General features: G+C 61.2%; 21 protein-coding genes and 1 pseudogene. 6 read left to right on the top strand and 16 right to left on the bottom strand.

The features are described 5' to 3' along the window. The first annotated feature begins 60 nt into the window (after positions 1–60). The 3 genes from BN2476_RS05190 to pstS all read left to right on the top strand — a co-directional run bounded on the left by BN2476_RS05190 (position 61) and on the right by pstS (position 2,621). Positions 61–321, top strand: coding sequence for a DUF4148 domain-containing protein (locus tag BN2476_RS05190; protein ID WP_218274501.1), 261 nt, complete (start codon positions 61–63; stop codon positions 319–321). A gap of 497 nt (positions 322–818) precedes the next feature. Then, positions 819–1,511 (top strand): CBS domain-containing protein, encoded by a 693-nt coding sequence (locus tag BN2476_RS05195; RefSeq protein WP_087733085.1) that lies wholly within the window; start codon positions 819–821, stop codon positions 1,509–1,511. A gap of 72 nt (positions 1,512–1,583) precedes the next feature. After that, positions 1,584–2,621 (top strand): phosphate ABC transporter substrate-binding protein PstS, encoded by a 1,038-nt coding sequence (gene pstS, locus BN2476_RS05200; RefSeq protein WP_087733086.1) that lies wholly within the window; start codon positions 1,584–1,586, stop codon positions 2,619–2,621. A 157-nt stretch (positions 2,622–2,778) separates the two neighbouring features. On the opposite strand, the gene BN2476_RS05205 is transcribed toward pstS, so the two are convergent. Then, complete coding sequence (locus BN2476_RS05205) at positions 2,779–3,153, bottom strand: hypothetical protein (RefSeq protein WP_438942857.1); 375 nt, start codon at positions 3,151–3,153, stop codon at positions 2,779–2,781. Positions 3,154–3,285: 132 nt separating this feature from the next. Continuing rightward, positions 3,286–3,873, bottom strand: a complete 588-nt coding sequence (locus BN2476_RS05210; RefSeq protein WP_087733087.1) for a hypothetical protein — start codon at positions 3,871–3,873, stop codon at positions 3,286–3,288. Between the two features lie 346 nt (positions 3,874–4,219). Between BN2476_RS05210 and BN2476_RS05215 the strand changes: the two genes are divergently transcribed. Further along, complete coding sequence (locus BN2476_RS05215) at positions 4,220–5,965, top strand: SulP family inorganic anion transporter (RefSeq protein WP_087733088.1); 1,746 nt, start codon at positions 4,220–4,222, stop codon at positions 5,963–5,965. 41 nt (positions 5,966–6,006) lie between these two features. Here BN2476_RS05215 and BN2476_RS05220 read toward each other — a convergent pair whose 3' ends face one another. The 11 genes and pseudogenes from BN2476_RS05220 to BN2476_RS05270 form a co-directional block, all read right to left on the bottom strand. Next, positions 6,007–6,951, bottom strand: coding sequence for a hypothetical protein (locus BN2476_RS05220; protein ID WP_235850718.1), 945 nt, complete (start codon positions 6,949–6,951; stop codon positions 6,007–6,009). Positions 6,952–7,130: 179 nt separating this feature from the next. After that, positions 7,131–7,511 carry a potassium channel family protein gene (locus tag BN2476_RS05225; protein WP_087733089.1) on the bottom strand — a complete coding sequence of 127 codons (381 nt, stop codon included), beginning with the start codon at positions 7,509–7,511 and terminating at the stop codon, positions 7,131–7,133. A gap of 107 nt (positions 7,512–7,618) precedes the next feature. Further along, positions 7,619–8,632, bottom strand: coding sequence for a DUF2955 domain-containing protein (locus tag BN2476_RS05230; protein ID WP_087733193.1), 1,014 nt, complete (start codon positions 8,630–8,632; stop codon positions 7,619–7,621). Between the two features lie 8 nt (positions 8,633–8,640). After that, the gene (locus tag BN2476_RS05235) at positions 8,641–9,780 is read right to left on the bottom strand and encodes an HlyD family secretion protein (protein ID WP_087733090.1); all 1,140 of its coding nucleotides are present in this window, start codon (positions 9,778–9,780) and stop codon (positions 8,641–8,643) included. After that, positions 9,777–11,348: an efflux transporter outer membrane subunit gene (locus BN2476_RS05240; RefSeq protein WP_087733091.1), complete on the bottom strand. Its 1,572-nt coding sequence runs from the start codon at positions 11,346–11,348 to the stop codon at positions 9,777–9,779. The genes BN2476_RS05235 and BN2476_RS05240 overlap by 4 nt, the downstream gene beginning before the upstream one ends. A 22-nt stretch (positions 11,349–11,370) precedes the next feature. Then, positions 11,371–12,474, bottom strand: coding sequence for an AI-2E family transporter (locus tag BN2476_RS05245; protein ID WP_087733092.1), 1,104 nt, complete (start codon positions 12,472–12,474; stop codon positions 11,371–11,373). A 139-nt stretch (positions 12,475–12,613) separates the two neighbouring features. Next, the gene (locus BN2476_RS49280; protein ID WP_268957857.1) at positions 12,614–12,742 is read right to left on the bottom strand and encodes a hypothetical protein; all 129 of its coding nucleotides are present in this window, start codon (positions 12,740–12,742) and stop codon (positions 12,614–12,616) included. A 145-nt stretch (positions 12,743–12,887) separates the two neighbouring features. Further along, positions 12,888–13,292: a hypothetical protein gene (locus BN2476_RS05255; RefSeq protein ID WP_235850701.1), complete on the bottom strand. Its 405-nt coding sequence runs from the start codon at positions 13,290–13,292 to the stop codon at positions 12,888–12,890. Positions 13,293–13,513: 221 nt separating this feature from the next. Continuing rightward, positions 13,514–14,194: a MarC family protein gene (locus BN2476_RS05260; protein ID WP_087733094.1), complete on the bottom strand. Its 681-nt coding sequence runs from the start codon at positions 14,192–14,194 to the stop codon at positions 13,514–13,516. 29 nt (positions 14,195–14,223) lie between these two features. Further along, entirely contained in the window at positions 14,224–14,442 is a 219-nt protein-coding gene (locus tag BN2476_RS05265; RefSeq protein WP_235850702.1) for a MipA/OmpV family protein, read from the bottom strand. Positions 14,443–14,525: 83 nt separating this feature from the next. Beyond that, positions 14,526–15,029 (bottom strand): annotated as a pseudogene (locus BN2476_RS05270) (BamA/TamA family outer membrane protein); the annotation flags it as partial. Positions 15,030–15,457: 428 nt separating this feature from the next. On the opposite strand from BN2476_RS05270, the gene BN2476_RS05275 reads away from it, so the two are divergent. After that, a complete protein-coding gene (locus BN2476_RS05275; protein WP_087733095.1) occupies positions 15,458–15,715 on the top strand; it encodes a hypothetical protein in 258 nt (85 codons plus the stop codon). A 50-nt stretch (positions 15,716–15,765) separates the two neighbouring features. Here BN2476_RS05275 and BN2476_RS05280 read toward each other — a convergent pair whose 3' ends face one another. From BN2476_RS05280 to BN2476_RS05290, 3 genes are all read right to left on the bottom strand, one after another. Beyond that, a complete protein-coding gene (locus BN2476_RS05280) occupies positions 15,766–17,244 on the bottom strand; it encodes a DASS family sodium-coupled anion symporter (RefSeq protein WP_087733195.1) in 1,479 nt (492 codons plus the stop codon). Between the two features lie 55 nt (positions 17,245–17,299). Continuing rightward, the gene (locus BN2476_RS05285; RefSeq protein ID WP_087733196.1) at positions 17,300–18,247 is read right to left on the bottom strand and encodes a lactate/malate family dehydrogenase; all 948 of its coding nucleotides are present in this window, start codon (positions 18,245–18,247) and stop codon (positions 17,300–17,302) included. Between the two features lie 203 nt (positions 18,248–18,450). After that, positions 18,451–19,083 (bottom strand): hypothetical protein, encoded by a 633-nt coding sequence (locus BN2476_RS05290; protein WP_087733096.1) that lies wholly within the window; start codon positions 19,081–19,083, stop codon positions 18,451–18,453. A gap of 730 nt (positions 19,084–19,813) precedes the next feature. Here BN2476_RS05290 and BN2476_RS05300 point away from each other — a divergent pair. Beyond that, entirely contained in the window at positions 19,814–20,872 is a 1,059-nt protein-coding gene (locus BN2476_RS05300; protein WP_087733097.1) for a hypothetical protein, read from the top strand. Positions 20,873–20,893: the final 21 nt, after the last annotated feature.

Here is a 20,893-nt window from a genome sequence, read left to right on the forward strand (position 1 = left end):
ACAGTCGACACTGCCGGCGTGCTGCGTCGGCAATGTCAATGCAACATGCTGGAGAATGCGATGAAAGCCATGTTTTTGATTCCCGTCGCAGCATTGTCACTGTATGCGATGCAGGTCCATGCCGAAGACGCCAGTACGTCGAGCATGAGTTCCGACAGCAATGCCGCAATGACGACCGACTCCGTCGGCGGAACGACGGCAGGCGCGACCACCAGCGGAGCGAGTGCCGGCAAGACGCGCGCCCAGGTCTACCAGGAACTGATTCGGGCCGAAAAGGATGGGTCGCTGAATCGGATAAACGGGTACTACGGTGGAAACTGACGCCTGATCCGAAACTCATCCCGTCAATCTGTGCCACAAGTGCCCGCGCCCTCGTATGGATCAACCCGATGTCCACATTGGCGTCGATACAGACATGAGTCGTTTCGATGTTCTCACGCCTGGTCAGAGGACAAGAAGTCTGATATCGACGCCTGATTGCAAGAACTGCGCGGCGCGCGTTTTTGAGCCGGCGATTTCCGGGCGCGGCTCGATATGTTCGGTGAACCACATACAGCCAGACTGAAATTGATATCCGTGTTAATCGTCCTTCAATGGCGCGATGACGCTCGATGTTTCGCGATCCCGTCGGAGTAACGGTACGAAGATTTCCGTTCACAACAGGCCTTTCACGAAAGGTCGCCCCCAACCGGAATATCGAATCAGCTTATTGAACCAAGACGCCTCAGCACCGAGCGATCCGCTGCCGGTGCGTCCGCCGAAACCGTGCGACGGGTGCAACAGATGGGGACCCGACGCGACACGCTGAAGGAACGATCATGCGCGCACTCGACATCATGACTACATCCGTCGTTACCGCCACGCCAGACATGACGATCCACGACGCCGCGAGACTGTTCGTCGACAACGGTATCAGCGCGATGCCCGTCGTCGACGCGGACGGAAAGGTCATCGGCATCGTCAGCCAGAGGGACCTGCTGCATCGCGTGGAGAACGGCACCGGTCACGGGAGGCGTCAGTGGTGGCTCGAATTCCTGTTGTCATCGCCGCGCGAGCAGGCCGCGAGGTACGTGAAGGAGCACGGTCATGTCATCGCCGACGTGATGTGCCACCAGGTGACTTCGATTTCGGAAGACATGCCGCTCGCCCAGATTGCAGACCTCATGGAGCGGCGACACCTCAAACGCGTGCCGGTTCTCAAAGACGGCAAGCTGGTCGGAATCGTGAGCCGTTCTAACCTGATCCGCGCACTGGCGAGCGCCGCACCAGCCGCAGACCCAATTTCGCACGACGACGCGAGCCTGCGCGACGCGATCGTTCGGGCAATGCACGGGCAGCGCTGGAGGCTGCCGAAACAAGGTGTGCTCGTCAAGGACGGTGTCGCGCACCTGTGGGGCGTCATTGAATCCGAAGAGGAAAAGCGCGCGATCCACATTGCGGCCGAGTGCGTCCCCGGCGTCAAGCGCGTGGAATATCACCTGGAGTTTCCGAGCGTGATTCCGACGCTTTAGCTGTTGTCCGCGCGCGCCAGAAAAAATCGGGCTATGGCAAGTCCCGCGACAAGATCCAACCGGAGACCCTTCATGAGAACGTTGCGCACCTTGATGACCAGTCTGCTTGGCTGCCTCTTTGCAGCCGCAGCCTATTCCGCCGACATCACGGGAGCCGGCAGTACGTTCGCCGCGCCTCTCTACACCAAATGGGCCACCGACTATCAAAAGTCAGGCGGAGGCAAGGTGATCTATCGCGGCACGGGCTCGTCCAACGGACTCAAGCAGGTGGTCGCTCACGAAGTCGACTTTGCCGGATCGGACGCACCGCTCACCGACGATCAACTGGCCAAAACCGGCTTGCGGCAATTCCCAACGGCGATCGGCGGCGTGGTGCCCGTCGTGAACCTGCCCGGCCTCAAAGCGGGCGAGGTCATCCTGACGGGGCAGGTACTTGCCGATATCTTTCTCGGCAAGATCCTGTATTGGGATGACCCCGCGATCGTGCGGCTGAACCCGAAGATCAAGATGCCCAACTACCCGATTGCCGTCGTGCGTCGCCAGGACGGCTCGGGCACGACGCTCATCTGGACGCACTACCTCGCTCAAGTCAGCCCGGAATGGAAGCGCAGGGTCGGCGAAGGCACTAGCGTGCGCTGGCCGCTCGGCATCGGCGGCAATGGAAACGAAGGCGTTGCCACGTACGTCGGGTATCTGCCTGGCGCCATAGGCTATGTCGCATGGGACTTCACGAAACAGAATCACCTGACGTACACGGCCATGACCAACGCGGCGGGCAACGTCGTTCAGCCCGGCGTCGCGACTTTCAAGGCAGCGGTGGCTAGCGCCGACTGGTCCGGTTCGCTCTATCAGTTGCTGACGAACCAGCCGGGCAAGGACGCATGGCCGGTGATGGGGGCCACCTACGTGTTGCTTCGTGAAGCGCCGGACCAGTTGGGCCACGACGGCGCAACGTTGAAGTTCTTCGATTGGGCATTCAACCATGGGGGAGAGACAGTCAATGTCCTCGACTACATACCGCTTCCAGAGTTGGTCCTGACGAAAATCCGCGCGCAATGGCCCGCAACTGCGGGCGACAACGTGGCGGGCAAACGGCTCGCGGGTCAATGATTCGAAATTGCCGAAATTAACTCGCCACGCAGCGTGCGTCCATTAGATGAGGTTATGAAGCGATATCGGGCATTGCTTGCATCATACGAATCCGTAACATGCGCAATGTCCGATTGCATGGACGGTTCGGGGCAATGTCCGTTCAGATCGACGACACTCAGCGTCCCATACGTCTGTCATAGCTGCGCGAGATGCGATCGAGCAATGAAGGATCGCGGGCGTCCCTGGAATTGAACTGCACGACGACACTTCCATCGGCTTGCTGTCGTACGCTCGCAGTCACAGTAGCACCGTCAAGTCCGCCGGCGATCGTGCCGCTCGCGGGGTCCTGCACGGTAATCGACAGACCCTCGTCTCGCATTGCGCCCGACGCGGCAGCGAAAGAGCGGTCAAAGCTGGCCGGCGTCGTGATGACGGTGCCGGGAGGCACGGCATAGTAGGGACATCCCGCCAGGGGCAGCAGCAAGCCGAAAGCGCCCATTAGCAAGAAGCCCCTGAAGATGACGCCGACTGGTCCTCGCTTGCCGCGCATAGCCTTCTCCGTGCCTGCGCGAAACGGGATTGTTCCGCGAAGAATCATCGCTGTTCACCTGGATCGAACGCGACATCCGTGCGCCGTTGGCCGCCAGCGTTCACGCCTTTATACGTGATGTTCCGGCCTTCTTTACTGTGTGGCACCAGGCGTGACCGTGATCGCGACGGCCTCCGTGTAGACAATCTCAACCTGATCACCCTTGTGGACGTTCTTCATCTGATCCGGGTCCTCCACGTGCACGTCGACCAGATTGCCTTGCGGACCCTTCAACGTGACCGTCTTCGCCTTCGGATCGACCGCGACGACATCTGCCATCACGGTGATCTCCCGGCCGATCGTGCCACCTGGCTTGGCTCCAGGCGCCGCGCGCTCTTCAATCAAACGTTGCGTCGCTGAACGCGGACCGTTGGTTTTCGACAGGCTCAGCGACATCGCTTCCCTGTATTCGGTCGTGACGATATCGCCAACCTTCAGTTGATCGAAGTTGCGCGCCTCTTCTCCCACCTCCAGCTGGATCACCTTGCCTTTCCTGTCTTTGAGCGTAACCGTCCGGGTCGCCTGCTCGATTGCCACGACCGTGGCTGTCACCTTCGACGTTCCGACAACCGTGGCGCTTCCCGCCCCTTTCGTGACATCCACTGTGGTTTGCGGTTGGGCAAGTGCCGGGCACGCCGCCATCGCGACAGCCATCGCAAGTAAAACGTGACTCGCTTTCATTTCTGCGCTCCCGGCGATCAGCCAGTAGTCCGCTGTCCGGAACAAGTTTGGCCGGAGAAGGACTGCGGACCACGGTCAATGGCGATTGAATTGAAGAATCCAGCATGGCTCAGGTGTGCACACACGCTCGACGCTTCATGTCCGGTGTGCGCGCATTCAGTCTAGGCGCTGCCTCCGATGGGCGGTATTGGACTTTGGTCTTATGCATTGCGGACCTCCGGAATGCTTCCCGGATATGTCGCCCGATTCCTCTATTGCCGTTGGCGTGACTGAACTATTCTTCTTCTGAAACGGCATTGCGTCCGCTATCCGGTTAGTGGCTCTTTCGACCACGAGCATCAAGCAAATGCAATCCAATCATCCAGTTCATGAGGGCGAGCAAGCTGCGGCCAGAGCGCAAGGATGGTCACGCTGGCTGCCGGGCCTGACGACGCTGAAGGAGTATCAGGTGCGCTGGCTGCCTAGCGACCTGACAGCAGGGCTCGTATTGACCACCATGCTGGTGCCCGTCGGCATTGCTTATGCCGAGGCGTCTGGCGTTCCGGGCGTCTACGGCCTCTACGCGACGATTGTTCCGTTGCTTGCCTACGCCATTTGGGGGCCCAGCAGAATCCTCGTCCTGGGTCCGGACTCCGCACTTGCTGCACCGATACTTGCCGTCGTCATATCTGTCGCGGGCGGCGATCCGTCACGCGCCATCGCGGTGGCCAGCATGATGGCGATCGTCTCCGGCCTGTTCTGTATCGTGATGGGGCTTTTGCGGCTCGGATTCATCACGGAACTGTTGTCCAAGCCAATTCGATACGGCTATATGAACGGCATTGCGTTGACCGTCCTGATCAGCCAGTTGCCGAAACTCTTTGCCATTTCCTTCGACGATCAAGGCCCGCTGCGGGACCTCCTGACGCTCGGCAACGCCATTGCCGCGGGCAAAGCCAACTGGTACAGCTTCGCCGTGGGTGCGGGAAGTCTTGTGCTGATCCTCGCACTCAAGCGCTTCGAGAAGGTTCCGGGCATTCTGATCGCGGTTGTCCTGGCGACGCTGTGCGTCACCGTGTTCGACCTGGACAGCGTCGGTGTCAAAGTGCTAGGCAAGATTCCGCAAGGCTTGCCGTCATTCGCGCTGCCATGGGCGGGCGATGCCGATCTCGTCAGGATATTGCTTGGCGGCTGTGCGGTCGCGCTGATCTCGTTCGCGGATACGAGCGTGCTGTCGCGCACCTTCGCGGCGCGGTTTCACACTCGCGTTGATCCGAACCAGGAAATGGTGGGGCTGGGGGCAGCCAATCTGGCGGCCGGCTTCTTTCAGGGTTTCCCGATCAGCAGCAGTTCGTCGCGAACGCCTGTGGCGGAAGCGGCGGGAGCCAGAACGCAGTTGACGGGCGTTGTCGGCGCAGTGGCGGTAGCGTTCCTTCTGATGGTCGCGCCGAATCTGATGCGCTATCTGCCCAATAGCGCGCTCGCTGCCGTCGTCATTGCCGCGGCCCTTGGACTCTTCGAATTTGCGGACCTCAAGCGCATCTATCGCATTCAGCAATGGGAGTTCTGGCTCTCCGTCGTCTGCTTTGCCGGGGTCGCGGTTTTCGGCGCGATTCCCGGAATTTGCATCGCGGTGGTGATCGCGGTCATCGAATTTCTATGGGACGGATGGCGGCCTCATTTCGCCGTTCTCGGCCGCGTGGAGCATTTGCGCGGCTACCATGACATCGAGCGCTATCCGCAGGCCACGCAGATTCCGGGACTGCTGCTGTTCCGCTGGGATGCACCGTTGTTCTTCGCGAACGCAGAGCTCTTTCAGGAACGCCTGCTCGAAGCAGTGGATAAATCACCGACGCCGGTGCGCCGGGTCGTGGTGGCCGCCGAACCCGTGACCAGTGTCGACGTGACCTCTGCCGACATGTTGCGGGCGCTGACGCGAATTCTGGCCGAGCGCGAAATTGCACTGCACTTCGCCGAAATGAAAGACCCCGTGCGCGATAAGCTCAGGCGTTTCGAACTGCTCGACATTCTCGGCGATGACCGCTTCCATCCTACCGTGGGCAGCGCAGTGGACGACTACGTTGAACGGGCGGACAGCGGCCATGATCGATGATCGCCTGCTTCCGCGTAACAAAGGGCCGACATTCTGGGCAGTCAGAAGCTCACCGCCAGCCCAAACGACACGCCGTGCACATTGTGTCCGAACACATATCTCACGAGCGCGCGCGTGCGAGTGATGACGATCGGATATTTGCTGCTGTCGAGTTCCAGTCCGACGCCCAGCGACGTCAGATCGTTGAAGCCCAGCACGCCGGCGCTGTCGCCGAAGTAATGCGAGTAGGCAAGCTCCAGCACGTAGCGCACTGGCCGGTCCAGCGCATGCCAGCCGGTCGGTGCGCGCCAGCGCGTCCACAAGCTCAGTTGCTGCGCCATCGCTGAACCCTGAACGGCGTCTGACCCACCGAAGCTGCGCAGATAGATATCGGTCGCTCGCAGTTCCGCATCGATTTCGTAGTTCTCGCGGTAGTGCTCGTAATCGAGCATCAGCGAGCCGCCATAGCCGTATGCGTCCAGCGATCCATTCTCGAGAAACTGGAGGTTGCTGTCCGTGACGTGGTTGAAGACGGACTGCCCTACCTTCAGGTCGCTCGACACGCGTCCAATCGTGCCGTTCAGGATGGGACGGAACACGAGCTCGTCGGTGATCCGGAAATCCCAACCGAGGCCCACCGTGCCGCTGAAGGTGTTCCATCGGGTCCGCACCTCGCGCTGCATGGCGCCATCCGTGGCGATGAACGTCGGGTCGTAGCGGCTATAGGCGAGTGTGCCCTCCATGTACAACGGAAACGACTTGCTGATCGTGAACCCGCCTCCTAACTGCGTCTGGCCAAAACCCGGGTTGCCCGTGGCACCGCTATTGATCGACAGCGAACTGGTCGTGACATCGGGAACTGTCGAGTACGTCATGATGGCAAGTACGGCGTCCGCATGCTGCTTCACGTTACCGCCTATCACAGTGCGGCTCGACAGTTGATCCGGTGTCCCCTGGGCATGTGACTGCAACGGCAACAGCGCCATGAGCAGATACGCGCCGATCATCCATGGTGCATAACGCGACCGTCGCCACCCGATAGCGCCCGTTTTCATGCGAACTCGCGGACCGTCAAGTTGACCGCACGCCGATCTGATGGTGTGCGCCTGCATAATGTGCTCCGTCGATTTGCTGCGTCTGATTGCTTCCCCGCAACTTCCCGTCGACCATCTCGCATTCTATCCGGCTAATCCTCCGCGCCCGCCTGGCGCGCGGCTTCCTGCACCCCTCGGACGGCCGCCGCAACGATCAGTCCCGTGAACACCAGGCCGATCAGCCCGAGCAATATCGCATCGATCCGGCCAAACGTCGAGGTGGGCACCACATCGCCATACCCGATCGTCAGCGCCGTAATCGCGCAGAAGTACACGGTTTCATCCATCGGCGAAGGTGTGCGGTTCGCCGTCTCAACAGGACCGCCCCAGTGGTACATGCCGAGCGTCAGCAGGACGAACAGGACGAGAAGCCCAGCCAGTATCGCGCGGAGATACCAGAGGGTCCTGCCCATTTCTCGCAGAATCTCACGAGCCCGCAGGCGGACGACGGCATCGCTTGTCGCATTTTCCATTGCAGGCTCCTCTCAGGATACGATGGACCGCTATCGGCCGGTTATCTTGGGGAACGGCGCCCGACCGGGGGTTCGATGACTGGCAAACGACTGGACTGAACACAGCGTCATCCCGCCCGGTAGCGTTGCTCGAAAAGCAGAAGCATGAAACACGCATAGACCGTTACCGCCAGAAAGAGCCCCATGCGCACCGCAAATGCGGTGTAGACATCCTTGCCCACGACGCTGTCCTGCACCGACTGCCCCAGCAGAATGATCATCGTGACAAGGCTGTTCAGCCAGAAACCCGGCGAGTAACGCGTCTTGCTAAGGCCGTGGAGCTTGCGCCCCACCAGCAGGCCGATGAGCAGCATCCACAGGAAGAACATCCACAGATGTACAAACATCCTGAGTGAAAACCAGAACGCGATGGCGAGCAGGCCGCCGAGCAGCGTGGAGCCGATCAGATCGCGTGCCGCACTGCGGGCCGTCGTCGTGCAGCTTTGTCTTCCGAGACTGACGGACTTCATGATGATCGGCATGTAGCCCGCTGGATCGGTCATGGCGAGCAGATACGCCGGCATCACCACGAGAGCGGCGCGAAGCGCGATGTATACGGCCTGATCGTCGGGCATGGCCTGCGCGGCAGGCTGCGGCCGCGCGCTCACGGGCTCGGGAAGCAGCCCGTGAGTCAGGGCGGACACGAGCACGGCAAGCAGGAGCCCCTTCACCAATGCGCCGACGACCGTCATGGCCAGTTCGAAGTCAGCCGTGCCTGCTGCGGAGATCATCGTCAGTCCGGCCACCAGAAAGGTCGCGACGAGATTGTTCCCGCCGCGCAGTCCGTAGCGAAAGGCGAGGAAGAGCATGAGGCCAATGAGCGCCACGCCAGCGAACGCGTAGTGACGAAGCAACGGAACGAGGAGAAGGCCGCTGCCCGTGGTCAATGCCACGACAAGCGCGAGAACCACGCCTGCCTTCAACGACAGTGGCCGGTTTCGGGTGGCGAGCAGATAGACGGCAAACACGGGCGCGACGACGGGAATCGACAGGTCCAGCGCGAAGCTGACCGCGAGACATAGCGCCGTGCCGATAGCCAGGCGGAGCGCGCGTCGACCGGGAAGCAGGAGCCTGTTTTCCATCGCCGTCATCAGTAGAGGTAGGAGATCCAGCTCATCACACGCAGAAACACGCGGCCCAGCGGATTGAGCGGATTGCCCTGACCCGGGAACGCCATGACCTCGGCCTGCCCGCCCACGCGAATATTGTGGAGACGCGCGCGCTCGTCGCGGTCGAATTCGACGATCACCGGAAAACGTTGAGCGGGACGCAACCAGTCACGGCTGTTCTGCACGGTGGGCAGGCTGCCGGGCGGCGTATCCTGACCCACGCTCACGCCATAGCCGATACTGCGGACCCGGCCTTCGAAGACCTCGCCCGGCAGTGCGTCTAGCGCTATCGCGACGGGTGTGCCCGGCTTCAGATGACCGAGGTTGTTCTCGGTCATATCCGCGCTGACCCACACATCGCGAATCGCGATCAGCGTCATCACCGGCTTGCCTGCCGACGCGAACTGGCCGACCTCGGTGCTGAGATCGGTAATGACGCCACCCGTGCGCGCCTTGATGCGCGTATTGGCCAGATCGAGTTCGCTTTTCTCGAGCGCGGCGGCCGCGCTGCGCAACTGCGCGTTTCCGGCGTCCTCGCCACCTTGTTGCTCGCGTGCGCGCTCGACTTCGGCGCGCGCCGCGGCAACCTGGCTCTGTGCCTGCTCATGCGTCGCTCGCGCCACTTCCAGGCGCCGTAGCGAGACCGTACCCTCGTCCTCGCGATACAGCCTTTCGAGCCGCTCGCTGTCCTGCCGCGCCTTGACCTCGTTCGCGATCGCCGCACGAAGCGACGCGAGCGCCGAATCGATACCGGCCGTGCTCGCCCCGACCTGGCGGCGGGTGGTTTCGAGATCGGCACGCGCGCGATCGGCTGCAATGCGGTACTGCTCGCCATCGATTTCGAAGAGCACGTCGCCCGCGTTGACCTCCTGGTTGTCGTGCACGAACACGCGCGTCACCCGTCCCGAAACTTCCGCGGCAACAGGGACGACGAAGGCCTGCACGCGCGCCTGCTGCGTGTAGGGCGTAAAGCGGTCGGCAAGCAGATACCAGATCAGGCTCACCACGATCAGCGCGACGATCCACTTCACCGCCCTGCGCGACGGATCGGCGGGAGGCGCTGGCGGCGGGCCCGGCGACGGCGCCGTCGTCGATCGGGAGGTCTCGGTCGTTTCGCTCATTGCGACGTACCTTCGGATGGCGCGGTGGCCGATGGCGCGCTCGTTTCGTTCAGCATGTCGCCCCAGTCGGTGCGTTGCTGCATCTGCTGGCGCGTCGCGGCATCGACGAGCGGCTGCTGGGTGGCCCAGCCGCCGCCGAGTGCCTTGTATAGCGCGACCAGACTGCCCACCGCGTTGCTGCGGTTGACGATGTAGGCGTCCTGCTGTGCAAAGAGCGCGCGCTGCGCATCGAGCACGCGCTGGAAGTCCGAATACCCTTCGCGGTAGACCGTGTTGGCGAGCGTGAGCGAGCGCCGCGCGGCCCCTTGTGCGTCGTTCAGGATCGAGTCCCGCTGCAACGCGGCCGTCAGCGCGGTGGCGGCATCGTCGGCCTCGCGCGCCGCCTCGCGCACGGTGTTCTGGTAGGCGACGGTCAACTGTTGCAGCCGGGCATCCTGCACGCGCACGTTGTTCGTGATCCTTCCATGATCGAACACGTTCCATGTCACGCTCGGGCCGGCGGCAAAGGCCAGCGTGTTCGGCGAGCCGGTCAGCGAACTCGCGCTCCAGACGAGCGAGCCCAGCAACGAAACGGACGGATAGAGATCGGCCTTGGCGACGCCGATGAGTGCCGACTGCGCGGCCATCTGATACTCGGCGGCGCGCACGTCCGGGCGGCGCAATAGCAGATCGGCGGGAACGCCTTGCAGAACGGCGCGATCCACGAGCGGAACCACGCCTGCTTTTCCGGATTGCACATCCAGCTCGGGGAGCGGGCCCGGTGGCCGCCCCATCAGCGCGGACAGCGCGTGACGCGCGAGCACGATCTGGCTTTCGAGATCGGGGATGCTGCTCAGCGTGCCCAGATACTGCGTCCTCGCCTGCTGGAGATCCAGTTCATCCGTCTCGCCGGCCTTGAAGAGCTTCTGTGCGATGTCGTAGCTGCGCTTTTGCAACTGGGCGTTTTCGCGCGCAATACGCAGACGCGCCTCGGCCGTGCGCAGCATGAAATACGTATCGGCGACCTGCGCGTGCAACAGGACCAGCGCCGCATCGCGGTTGGCCTGCGCTGCGAAGAACGCGGCGTCGGCCGATTCGATCGCGCGCGCGAAACGCCCCCAGAAATCGAGCTCCCATCCGATGGTAAAGCCCGCACCGTACTGCAAATAGACGCCCGAGCGGGTATTGAATCCATCCGAGCGCTTGCGCGCCGAGGCGAGGACATCGGCACTCGCCTGTTGCACCTGGGGGTAGCGCCCCGCGAGCGCGATGCCGAGCTGGGCGCGTGCTTCCAGTACGCGCAGCCCGGCGATCTTCAGATCGCCATTGCCGGCATCGGCTTCGGCAATCAGTCGCTCGAGGTTCGCGTCGCCGAACACCTGCCACCACTGCCGCACGTCGGGCTGCGCCGCCTGCTGCGTGACCTGTTCTATCGACGCGCTGCTCCAGTGTTCGCTCCATGCCTCATGTTGCGGTTGAAAGTCGGGGCCCACGTGCATGCAGCCCGACAGAAAACCTGCGAGGCACACGATGAAGCAGTCTCGCCGGAGCAACAGCACCGTCCCGTATCGGCGAATCGAAGGCCACATGGCGCCGTCTCCGCAGCGTCCTTCACGGCTGCTTCGGCTTTTGCCACGGCTCGCGTTCCGGCTGCTCTTTCACCCAACGCCAGAACAGCTGGTAAGCCACTGCGAGCATCACGGGACCGATGAACAGCCCGATCACCCCGCCCGTCACCATGCCGCCGAGCGCGCCGATCAGCACAACGGGCATCGGCACCGCGACGCCACGCCCCAGCAGCAATGGTTTGAGCACGTTGTCGGCGAGACCCGCGACGAAAACATAGACGGAGAAGATGATCGTCGCCGTGCTCACACCTTCCGTAACGATCACGAAGACGATGACGGGAATCGTGATCAATGTCGCGGGTAGCTGCATGATGCCGATCAGCAGCACGGCGAGCGCGAGCAGACCCGCGCCTGGGATGCCCATGACGATGAACGCGATGCCGATCAGCAGCATCTGGATAAACGCGATCCCGACCACGCCCTGGGCCACGGCCCGGATGGTGGCCGTGCACAGATCGGCGATCTGCCGGCCGTTCTCGGGTCCCGAGATGCGCGAGGCGATCTGCACTGCGCTGTCATAGCCCTTCTCGCCGTGAGCCATGAAAATGCCCGCGACGATCAGCGCGAAGAAGAAGACGAGCAGCCCTGCGCCAAGACCCGTGACCGTGCCCAATAGCGCGAGGCCTGCTTCCTTGAGTTGCGGCGCAAACTTTTGTGCAAGACCGGTGATGTCGGTCGAGGCCTGCGCCCAGAAGTCGTACACTCGCTGGCCCACTATCGGCCACGCTGCGACGGATTCGGCAGGCGGCGGAATCTGGAGATTGCCGCTCCTGAAAATGGCCATCGAGCGCTCGATCGAATTGGCCACCGCGACGCCCAGCAGATAGGTCGGCACCAGAATGACCGCAAACGCGACGAGAATGATCAGCGTGGCAATCAGGCCGTCCTTGCCGGCGAGCGGACCGCGCAGTCTTACCTGAAGCGGATACAGCGTGATCGCGAGGATCAGGGCCCAAACCATCAGGTTGAGGAACGGGACGAAGATCCGGAAACAGAAGACGGCCAGAACAGCGATCAGTCCGGCGCGAATCAGGACATCGAGCAAATCTCTCGATAACGTCCGTTGGGTAATCGGCGTGAGCATCATCAGGTGTCTCCTCACAGGCTGCCGCAAACAGTTGTCGCTGCCCTGGCGACCCAAGGCCTGCCCTCGACAGGACGCTATCGTGTGCGCGCCCCGCTGGCAGAAGTTCGTCAAAACGGACAAAGCCGTCCCGACGTGCCGTCTACAGGCATGCGCTCAAAGGCGTTACAAACACGAATGCAAACATCGCGAAGCTGGCAATGACATCGATCCCGCCCGGAGCAGACAAGGCAATCGACTCAATAGCGTGCGGGATCACGTATTCATTCATCACATTTCTTGCGGCGCATGCGCGTTGAATCTTTGCCGCACTGCCGCCTTCTTCTCGCGACGTCAAGCGACCGTCGCGACACTGATCGAACTCAAGCGCGGAAATTTGCTCACGCTTACTTATGTTATTTAACGGCCCCGAAAATTCAACGCTGTTGCAATGTCCAGTCCGTTCGGCCCGTACCGCAAAACTTAGGGTGGAGATTCATCGACTGCCCTTTCGCAGACAGGACGACGGAAACAAGACGGCACGTTTTCTCGCCTTCGTGGTTCGTGCTCTCCGGTGTCATCGCCGCATCAATCTTTACGCTATTTCCCGTGCCCTCGTTTATCCATCGAGTGGTCTCGCCGTCATTCTTTGTGTTGAGCACCTCGACCAGCGCACTTTTGATCGAGTCCATGTCGCGCTTCTTAATGTATGACATCGGCGTGTCATTGAGGAAATTGAGGTTGCTCGCTTCCGCAGCCGTCATGCTAGCCAATAGCAGCGCCGGTAACATCACGCGCACGCAATGCGTCAACAGCAGGAACTCGAGTTTCCGTAACGACATAAAAATCTCCTCCTTCTGCTGCCGCTTTGCATTGCAAGGAAGCGCCGCGACGCGTGAAGCGCATATAGCAGAGATTAGTGCACGGCTCACCAACAAAACTATTTCATCGAGAAAAACACGTTGCCTGTATTCACCGTACGGAGCGAGCGAATCGAACTTTGCCTGACTTCGTCTGAAGACATATCGCGTCCTCGTTTCGATGGAAACGATTGATCCCTATGTCATTTGAGACGCACCCACAGTGGTACGGATTCGAGCAGGTCATCAATGCCCAGCCACAAGATCTGAATTCCGATGCAAAAGAGTACGAACGCGAAGAGCCGCTCGGCGACCTGGGTGCCCACTGGCCCCAGCAGCTTTTCGATGTTCGCTGTGAACCGAATGCACAAGTAGATGCTGCACCACAGAAAGGCCAGGGCCACAAGCACGCCGGCGAGGTGAATCAACGAGACGCCTCCGCGTGGCCTGCCTGTGCCCAGTGCAATCGCGACAGCGATCGATCCTGGGCCAACGGTGATGGGAAGCGTTAGCGGATAAAAGGCCCTCGCGCGCAGCGAGGCCTCGCGAGTCGCGTCGGAGGCCGTCTTCTGTTCCGGCTCGCGATCCACGTCTGAAGGCGCGTGCAACAGATTCCATCCGGCAAATGCAATCACCATTCCGCCGGCCACCCGCAACGCCGGCAGCGATATGCCGAAGAAGGACAGCACGTACGCGCCAATCGAGAGCGACAGAAACAGGATGACCAGACTGTTGATCGAGATGCTTTTGGCAAGAAAGGCTCGCTCAGCCGGCGTCGCTTCCGGGACCAGGCTAAGGACGATGAATCCCGCCGCCGGCGGATTGATGACGGGAAAGAGACCCGCGACGACGAGAAGAAAGGTCTCGGCAAACTGATTCAGCATTCTGCCTCCACGCTTGCGCGAAAGTCGGATCAGCGGAAGGCGTATGCGATCCCGACACCGTACGTGACCTGGTTGCGTGTTCCCCGCTGGGTGACGATGGGGCTGTTGGCAGCGTCGTCCATCAGGCGCTGGTAGTACACCATCGCTCCCGCATACCAGCTCGGGCTGATCTGATAGATCGCGGCGATCCAGCTGGTGATCTGGTTCAGACCACCGCCCGGGGTATAGGCGGAAAGTCCGCACTGCAACGATATGCCTCAACGGCTTTGCCATTGGACGCTTCTCCTCGATGGCAACAGCAATTCGCGGTCGCGTCGAACGTCACGGCGACTCATCGCCATGCGCTGCCGACCTGAATGTAGAACGCGTTCTGGTCCTTGCTATGGGCGACATCTATCCCGATGGCTACGCCCAGCTTGCGCGCGATCAGGTAACGGAATCCTGCTCCGACGCTCTGCACGTTTTGTGCTTCGGAAAAGCTATGCCAACGTCCATATGCCTTGCCTATCCCTGTGAAGCCCAGCAGCGACCATCTCGGCGTCAGGTCCCAGCGTAGTTCCACTTCCGCCGCCATTGCATCGCGGTCCTGGTATCGTCCCTTCTGCACGCCGCGAAGATCGACATACGGCTGTGCGTAAAACGGAAAGTCGCCGCTCGAAAACTTGCCGTCCACACGCAATCCGAGTATCAGCGTCCGCGTCAGTGGCAACCATGTGTAGCTACGGGCGGCATAGACGTCGTAATCCTGCGTGCCGCCGAAAGCCGTCCTCGCCAACTGCGCCACGAATTCGGCGAAGGTCCCTTTGCCGGGATAAAAAATGTTGTCACGCGAATCGTCGAGCGACACGGTCGCAATGATGGTCAGGGTGGCGATCGTCACGCTCGAAAGCAGGGCGTACGGAGAGAGCATCGGCAGACTTCCATGGCAATTTGCCCGCTGTGGCGAACTGACCGCGCGTGACCGATGCTCCGGCAACTTCACTGCCGTCCTTTCACGCACAGCAAGCGAATGCGACCATCCCGCCGTTTTACTTGACTCGTGGTCTGTCGGAGCCATACTCCAGCCGTACTCTTCTATCGATCGACGCTTCATCTTCAGGTCAGGTCTGGTTGAAAAACCAATGTTCTTCAGAGGCGACTCGTGAATGCAGGCCACTACCACGCCTTCAAATCGAGTGGAACGGGTCCAGCAACGATGCTGCAAATATTTGCGGGAAATAGAAGCACCTGGTTGCAATTCATCGGGATATTGGAGGGCACATCATGTTCACCTGGAATCGTGGGTTCACCGTTGCGATCGCTGCGATAGTCCTGGCAATGTCTTCTGGTCATTCCTCTGCTACAGAGCAGGCGCAACAACGTCGTGCCGGCCGGGACGTTCGGCAGGAAACCCGTCAGGGGGCCCGCCATACGAAGCAGGAATGCCGCGCCGCCGATCAGAAGAACAATACGCAATGTCGGCAGGACAAGCGGCAGACCAAGCAGCATGGCCGTCAGGCTGCCCGCGATATCAAGTACTGAGGCCTGGACAGCGAGCCGCGACAACACGGGCAAATCGCGCGCGAGCCCTCCTAGACGTGCCCAAGCAGCTTCCACCAAAGCGGCCCGACGACCAGCCAGACGACCATGTAGATGATGCTCATCAGAAAGCCGGCCTTCCACCACTGGCCCTGTGGCACATAGCCAGCCCCGAACATGACCGGGCCGGAGCCGATGCCGTACTGGGTCAGGCAACCGTTGATATTGCTCAGGATACCGAGCGCGACGGCCGCCGTGAAAGGCGGAATACCGGCGGCGACCATCAGCGCCATGGACAGAGGGAAAAGCGCGCTGATATGCGCCGTTGCACTGGCGAAGAAATAGTGGATATAGCAGTAGATCGCCGCCACCATCATGTACACGGCGAGCCTCGGGAAGCCCTGCAGGTGCGCGCCGAATTCCTTGCCGAACCACGAAACCATGCCGTATTCGTTGAGCTTGGATGCCAGCATGATCAAGAGGCCAATCCAGATCATCGTGTCCCAGGCGGATTTCTCGTTCAAGGCGTCCTGCCATGTCAGCACGCCGGTTATGAACAGCAACGAAACACCGAGTGCCGCTGCCAGCGTCGCTCCAATGGACAGATCCTCACCGAAAATCCAGAGCACCAGCAATCCGACGAAGATAGCCGCCATGATGATTTCCCGCGACGAAATCGGGCCCATCGCCAATAGCTCTTTCTGGGCCAGCGCTATCGCATCGGGCGTGTTGCGAACCTGCGGCGGAGCAATCCACAACATGGCGATCGGAATGATGGCAAGACACAGCAGCCCTGGAACGGACGCGGCCACCGCCCAGTCGAGCCAGCTGATCGATACGCCCTGGTCCGCCGCCAGCTTGACGGCGAGAGGATTACCCGCCATCGCCGTGATGAACATGCCCGCGGCGACAATGTTCGCGTGAAAAGCGCAGAGGATCAGGTAGCTCCCCACTTTGCCGCGGGATTCCGGATCGTCGGCACGACTGCCGAGCACTTCCGCGATCGCTCGCGTAATCGGCAGCATCACGCCGCCGGCGCGGGCGGTGATGCTCGGCATCGCAGGCGAAATGATGAGTTCCGTCAACACGAGCCCGTAGCCCAGTCCCACGGTCCGCTTGCCCAACAGCCGCATGAACAGAAGCGCGATGCGGCGTCCGAGGCCTGTTTTGATCACGCCACGGGAAATGAAAAAGGCGAGCATCACCAGCCAGACCAGGTCCGTGCCCGTCGATCTGGTGATGTCGGCGAACGAGACGACGCCAACGAGCACGCCCACCGTGGCGCCGATAATGGCGACGGCGGCCATCGGCAGCGGCGCCGTCATGATGCCCGCGATGGTGGCGACGAACACGGCGAACATGTGCCACGCCTTCACCGAGAGACCGGCCGGCGCCGGCAAGAACCACAGGACGATGCCGATGCCCACGGGCACTGCAAACTTCCAGAGAGAACCGAGATGCCCCATGGGTGGCGTCGGGTTTGTCGTCTGCGGCGTTGCGGGCGGTGAGACCTTGGCGGGGGATGGCGCCATGATGGACCTCCTCGTGCCGGCGTTGTCCGGCTTGTTCCAGTTGCGCGCAAGCTCGCTAGCCGCGAGGGAGCACGCTGTCGGTTGCATCCTTGACGATGCGCGCGCTGCGCTGCAGGGCTTCGCGCTCCGCGGGATCGAGTTCCGGATAAGCCATCAACTGAGCCCCGCCGCCATTGATCACCATCGGCAGCGACAAGCACACCTCGGGCACGCCCTCGACTTCGGCATGCACGATGCCGACTGTGAGAATGAGGTCGGTGTTATGCACAATGGCCTCGCAGATTCGCCCGATCGCACTGGCGATTCCGTAGTGCGTAGCGCCCTTTCCTTCCTTGATGAGCTTCGCCGCTTCGTGCACCGAGCGCAGGATCAGGTCGCGGCTGGCAGGTCCGAGTTCCTTGCCGCTTCTGGCCAGGAATGTTTCGAGAGGCATGCCGGAGACGGTCGCGGCGGACCATGCGATCAGCGCGGATTCGCCGTGTTCACCCAGGACATAGGCGTGAATCGCGGATGCCACGACGCCCAGCCGCTCGGAGAGAAGTGAGCGCAGCCGTCCGGTGTCGAGCGAAGTGCCCGTGCTAATGACGCGCTCCCGCGCACAGCGCAGGTGGTCAAAGACCACACCGGCCAGCACATCGCACGGATTGGCCGCAATGACGTAGATCGCGTCGGGCGCAAGAGGCGCAACGCGATCCACGATTTCCATCGCGATGTCCGCATTGGTTCTGGCAAGGTCGAGACGAGTCTGCCCTGGCTTCACACCGGCACCGGCGGTGATCACGACGATGTCGGCATCACGCGCGTGGTCGTAGTCGCCTGCATAAAAGCGGTTGTGCCCCCAGAATGCCGCGGCGTGCGCGAGATCGAGCACTTGCCCCTCGGCGCGCACTCGCGCGACATCGATGATGACGATCTCCGCGCTCGGGATGGCCACGGCCGCAAACAGCGCAGCCGACCCGCCAACGAGTCCTGCGCCGACGATGACGATCTTGGGTTGACGCATGGCGTGCCCCCGTCGTTTCCGGATGATCACATAACTGAACCCAGGCGCGAGCCAGCGCATCAGCGGCATGGACAGGTGGAGCGAAGCCTGGTTTGGGCAGTCGGATTGCCCGGTCCGCAGAGCAATCCTGGTCGAGGCGCCGCCCTCGCCTTTTGGTCGCTTCTTTCTCTGGTCCCTCGTTTAGCAGGCGACAGGAAGCATCGTCACCTATGGCGCGCAATAGCATCGATGGCTGTCGTCACCACCGGGTCCGCCTGCGGCCATGGCGCGTACAACCCGCGCTCATCATGTTTTTTCCTCGCGGTCGTACCGGCGCACGCAAACACGCGTGCCCCCCGGCCGCGATGATTCGCGAAAACGTGGCGCGTTACCTGCAGCGCCCCATCGGCCAACATCGCGCGCACGGCGACGAGCACCTCGTTGCGACTCGTGCCCAGTTGCTGCGCAATCTGCATGGCGGTGCGCTCGCTGCCATCGGCCAGCAGCGCCTTGATTTGCCCAGCCAGCCGTCCCGTCCTTTGGGGCTGACGATCCACAGCCCGGGGAATCAATGTCCCGTTCTTTTCACACATGTCTCGCCTGATCACAGGCAAACGGGCTGTTGGCTCGCTGTCGTGCTTCCCGGGATTGCGCGCCCAATAGCAACGCCGGTCGACATCGAGTCGGCAAAGAGGGTTCTCGAAGATCGTCGTCAGTTGGTCGACGGTGAAGCGCGCGCGGAGCGCTCGCCATACGTCCTGCCATCCGTCGCAAACTCCGCTGCGAGCGAGATCATAGGCAGCCTGCCTGATCGTTTCGCGAGTCTGGAGGATGTCCCAGTCGGGCACCCGTTTCATGGCCGACTTCGCCGTGCGCGGCCCGTGTTTCGCCTACCCGGCATTCGGACTGTGTGGCGTGGGTCCTGAACTGAACATTCTGCCGGCAACATCGCCCGAAATCGGGTCATAGCCGAAACGTACGGCCAACCGACTGCCGCACGGACCATGGCTATCAGCAGATTCTTTGACGTCGTCATGCGAATCTCCGAACAAACATGCGCGAAGTCAAGAATAGGCCGGACGTGCGCCAGCGGATATTGGACCTTGGTCCAATACCAATACCATTTGAACCGGCAACCGATTAGCGAGAACCTTGCCCGCACCATGCATCGCGCGAAGTAGTCGAGCGATGCGTTCGCGAGGAGTCGGAACGCTCGATAACGGCCTCGAACGGCTTTACGACGATACGGTTGCGTTGTCCTGGTTCGAAAACGTCACGCCGAAACAACCCACCGCGCACAGCAAGATACGAGCGCGCATTTTTATCTGCCTCCGCCCATTGCGTTCACCGTATCCGGTCACGATTACCCGCTAGATATGTTCCAACAAATTTCCCACCGGCCTTCCTATTTCGATTCCCCTATAACGCTTCTTTTATTCCGTCATATTCTTGCCGAAAAAATGACCGACAGATGCCGCAATGGTACTAACTACTGGTAAATGCGACGTGCCGGCAAGGGCGGCTCGTGTCGTTGCTCTCTAGCACCTCCACGACTTGTTTCCAGTACTCCGGCAGCGGAAAACTTACATGCTCAAAAGACGCCAGATTCTCGGCTGCCTGACGGCGCTCGGCGGCAGCTATGTTCTTAGCGGATGCGGGGGCGGCGGTTCCGGCTCAGGCGCTGTCGCCAATGATCCACGTGTCGTCAATGCCGCGACTGCGGGCACGTTTTACGGTATCAACGGACACTACGACTATCGTTACACGCCTGCCCAGATCGTATCGATCATGAAGAGCATGGGCTGCTCGACCTATCGGCTCGGCTGCACAGACGACCCGACGCAACTGAACGCTGTGACGAAACTCGCTCAGGCATTCCAGTCGGCGGGACTGACCTTGTTCGTGCTCATCGATCTCAGCATTTACGATAGCAGCCGCAGAATGTTCGCGAGCGAATCGATCGCATACGACCGTGGGCAGTCCTGTGCCGCAACGGTCGCCACCGCGCTTGCCCCGTATGGTGTGACGATGTACGAGTGCGGCAATGAGCTGACACGGGCGGGCGACATCATTCTCGATGCCACCAATGCCGGCACGAAGGCCGTGGATTTCAACAACACCAACTGGCCGATCATGCGCGGTGTCATGCGGGGAATGATCCAGGGCGTGAAGTCAGTGCAACCGGGCGCGAGTTGCGGCATCAATTTCTGCGTGGCCGACATCGGCGCATCGGACGCTTTGTGGGACGGCATGCAGCCGGATGGAACAGGCGGCCATCCGACGGTGCGATGGGACATGACCACATGGCACAACTTCGAGGTCAACGGCAACATCTTCAATATCGGTTCCGATGGATCAGGTCCTGGCTTCAATCTGCCGGCGTACTGCAAGTCGCGCTACGGTGTGCCGTTCCTGCTCACCGAGTGGAACACGGGGCCCGAAAAGACAGAGGCATATCGGGCGAGCTATATCAGCACTCAGTTTGCCAACTACTTCATGGCCAGAAAGACGGAAAACATCCAGTCGGTGATGTACTACGAACTCGATAGCGGAGACGCGACCTTCGGCCTGATGATCGACGGCGCCATATTGAATCAGCCGTATGACGCATTCACCGGCTTCATCGCGGGGCACCCTGACACCTGACGGCGCTGCCCCATAAGCCTA

The organism is Paraburkholderia piptadeniae (genome assembly GCF_900007165.1).
GTDB lineage: Bacteria > Pseudomonadota > Gammaproteobacteria > Burkholderiales > Burkholderiaceae > Paraburkholderia > Paraburkholderia piptadeniae.

Excerpts from the sequence above, each read along its gene's own strand:
- BN2476_RS05190 (WP_218274501.1), top strand. The coding sequence starts at position 61 with ATGAAAGCCATGTTTTTGATTCCCGTCGCAGCATTGTCACTGTATGCG.
- BN2476_RS05195 (WP_087733085.1), top strand. The coding sequence starts at position 819 with ATGCGCGCACTCGACATCATGACTACATCCGTCGTTACCGCCACGCCA.
- pstS (WP_087733086.1), top strand. The coding sequence starts at position 1,584 with ATGAGAACGTTGCGCACCTTGATGACCAGTCTGCTTGGCTGCCTCTTT.
- BN2476_RS05205 (WP_438942857.1), bottom strand. The coding sequence starts at position 3,153 with ATGCGCGGCAAGCGAGGACCAGTCGGCGTCATCTTCAGGGGCTTCTTG.
- BN2476_RS05210 (WP_087733087.1), bottom strand. The coding sequence starts at position 3,873 with ATGAAAGCGAGTCACGTTTTACTTGCGATGGCTGTCGCGATGGCGGCG.
- BN2476_RS05215 (WP_087733088.1), top strand. The coding sequence starts at position 4,220 with ATGCAATCCAATCATCCAGTTCATGAGGGCGAGCAAGCTGCGGCCAGA.
- BN2476_RS05220 (WP_235850718.1), bottom strand. The coding sequence starts at position 6,951 with ATGATCGGCGCGTATCTGCTCATGGCGCTGTTGCCGTTGCAGTCACAT.
- BN2476_RS05225 (WP_087733089.1), bottom strand. The coding sequence starts at position 7,511 with ATGGAAAATGCGACAAGCGATGCCGTCGTCCGCCTGCGGGCTCGTGAG.
- BN2476_RS05230 (WP_087733193.1), bottom strand. The coding sequence starts at position 8,632 with ATGGAAAACAGGCTCCTGCTTCCCGGTCGACGCGCGCTCCGCCTGGCT.
- BN2476_RS05235 (WP_087733090.1), bottom strand. The coding sequence starts at position 9,780 with ATGAGCGAAACGACCGAGACCTCCCGATCGACGACGGCGCCGTCGCCG.
- BN2476_RS05240 (WP_087733091.1), bottom strand. The coding sequence starts at position 11,348 with ATGTGGCCTTCGATTCGCCGATACGGGACGGTGCTGTTGCTCCGGCGA.
- BN2476_RS05245 (WP_087733092.1), bottom strand. The coding sequence starts at position 12,474 with ATGATGCTCACGCCGATTACCCAACGGACGTTATCGAGAGATTTGCTC.
- BN2476_RS49280 (WP_268957857.1), bottom strand. The coding sequence starts at position 12,742 with ATGAATGAATACGTGATCCCGCACGCTATTGAGTCGATTGCCTTGTCT.
- BN2476_RS05255 (WP_235850701.1), bottom strand. The coding sequence starts at position 13,292 with ATGTCGTTACGGAAACTCGAGTTCCTGCTGTTGACGCATTGCGTGCGC.
- BN2476_RS05260 (WP_087733094.1), bottom strand. The coding sequence starts at position 14,194 with ATGCTGAATCAGTTTGCCGAGACCTTTCTTCTCGTCGTCGCGGGTCTC.
- BN2476_RS05275 (WP_087733095.1), top strand. The coding sequence starts at position 15,458 with ATGTTCACCTGGAATCGTGGGTTCACCGTTGCGATCGCTGCGATAGTC.
- BN2476_RS05280 (WP_087733195.1), bottom strand. The coding sequence starts at position 17,244 with ATGGCGCCATCCCCCGCCAAGGTCTCACCGCCCGCAACGCCGCAGACG.
- BN2476_RS05285 (WP_087733196.1), bottom strand. The coding sequence starts at position 18,247 with ATGCGTCAACCCAAGATCGTCATCGTCGGCGCAGGACTCGTTGGCGGG.
- BN2476_RS05290 (WP_087733096.1), bottom strand. The coding sequence starts at position 19,083 with ATGAAACGGGTGCCCGACTGGGACATCCTCCAGACTCGCGAAACGATC.
- BN2476_RS05300 (WP_087733097.1), top strand. The coding sequence starts at position 19,814 with ATGCTCAAAAGACGCCAGATTCTCGGCTGCCTGACGGCGCTCGGCGGC.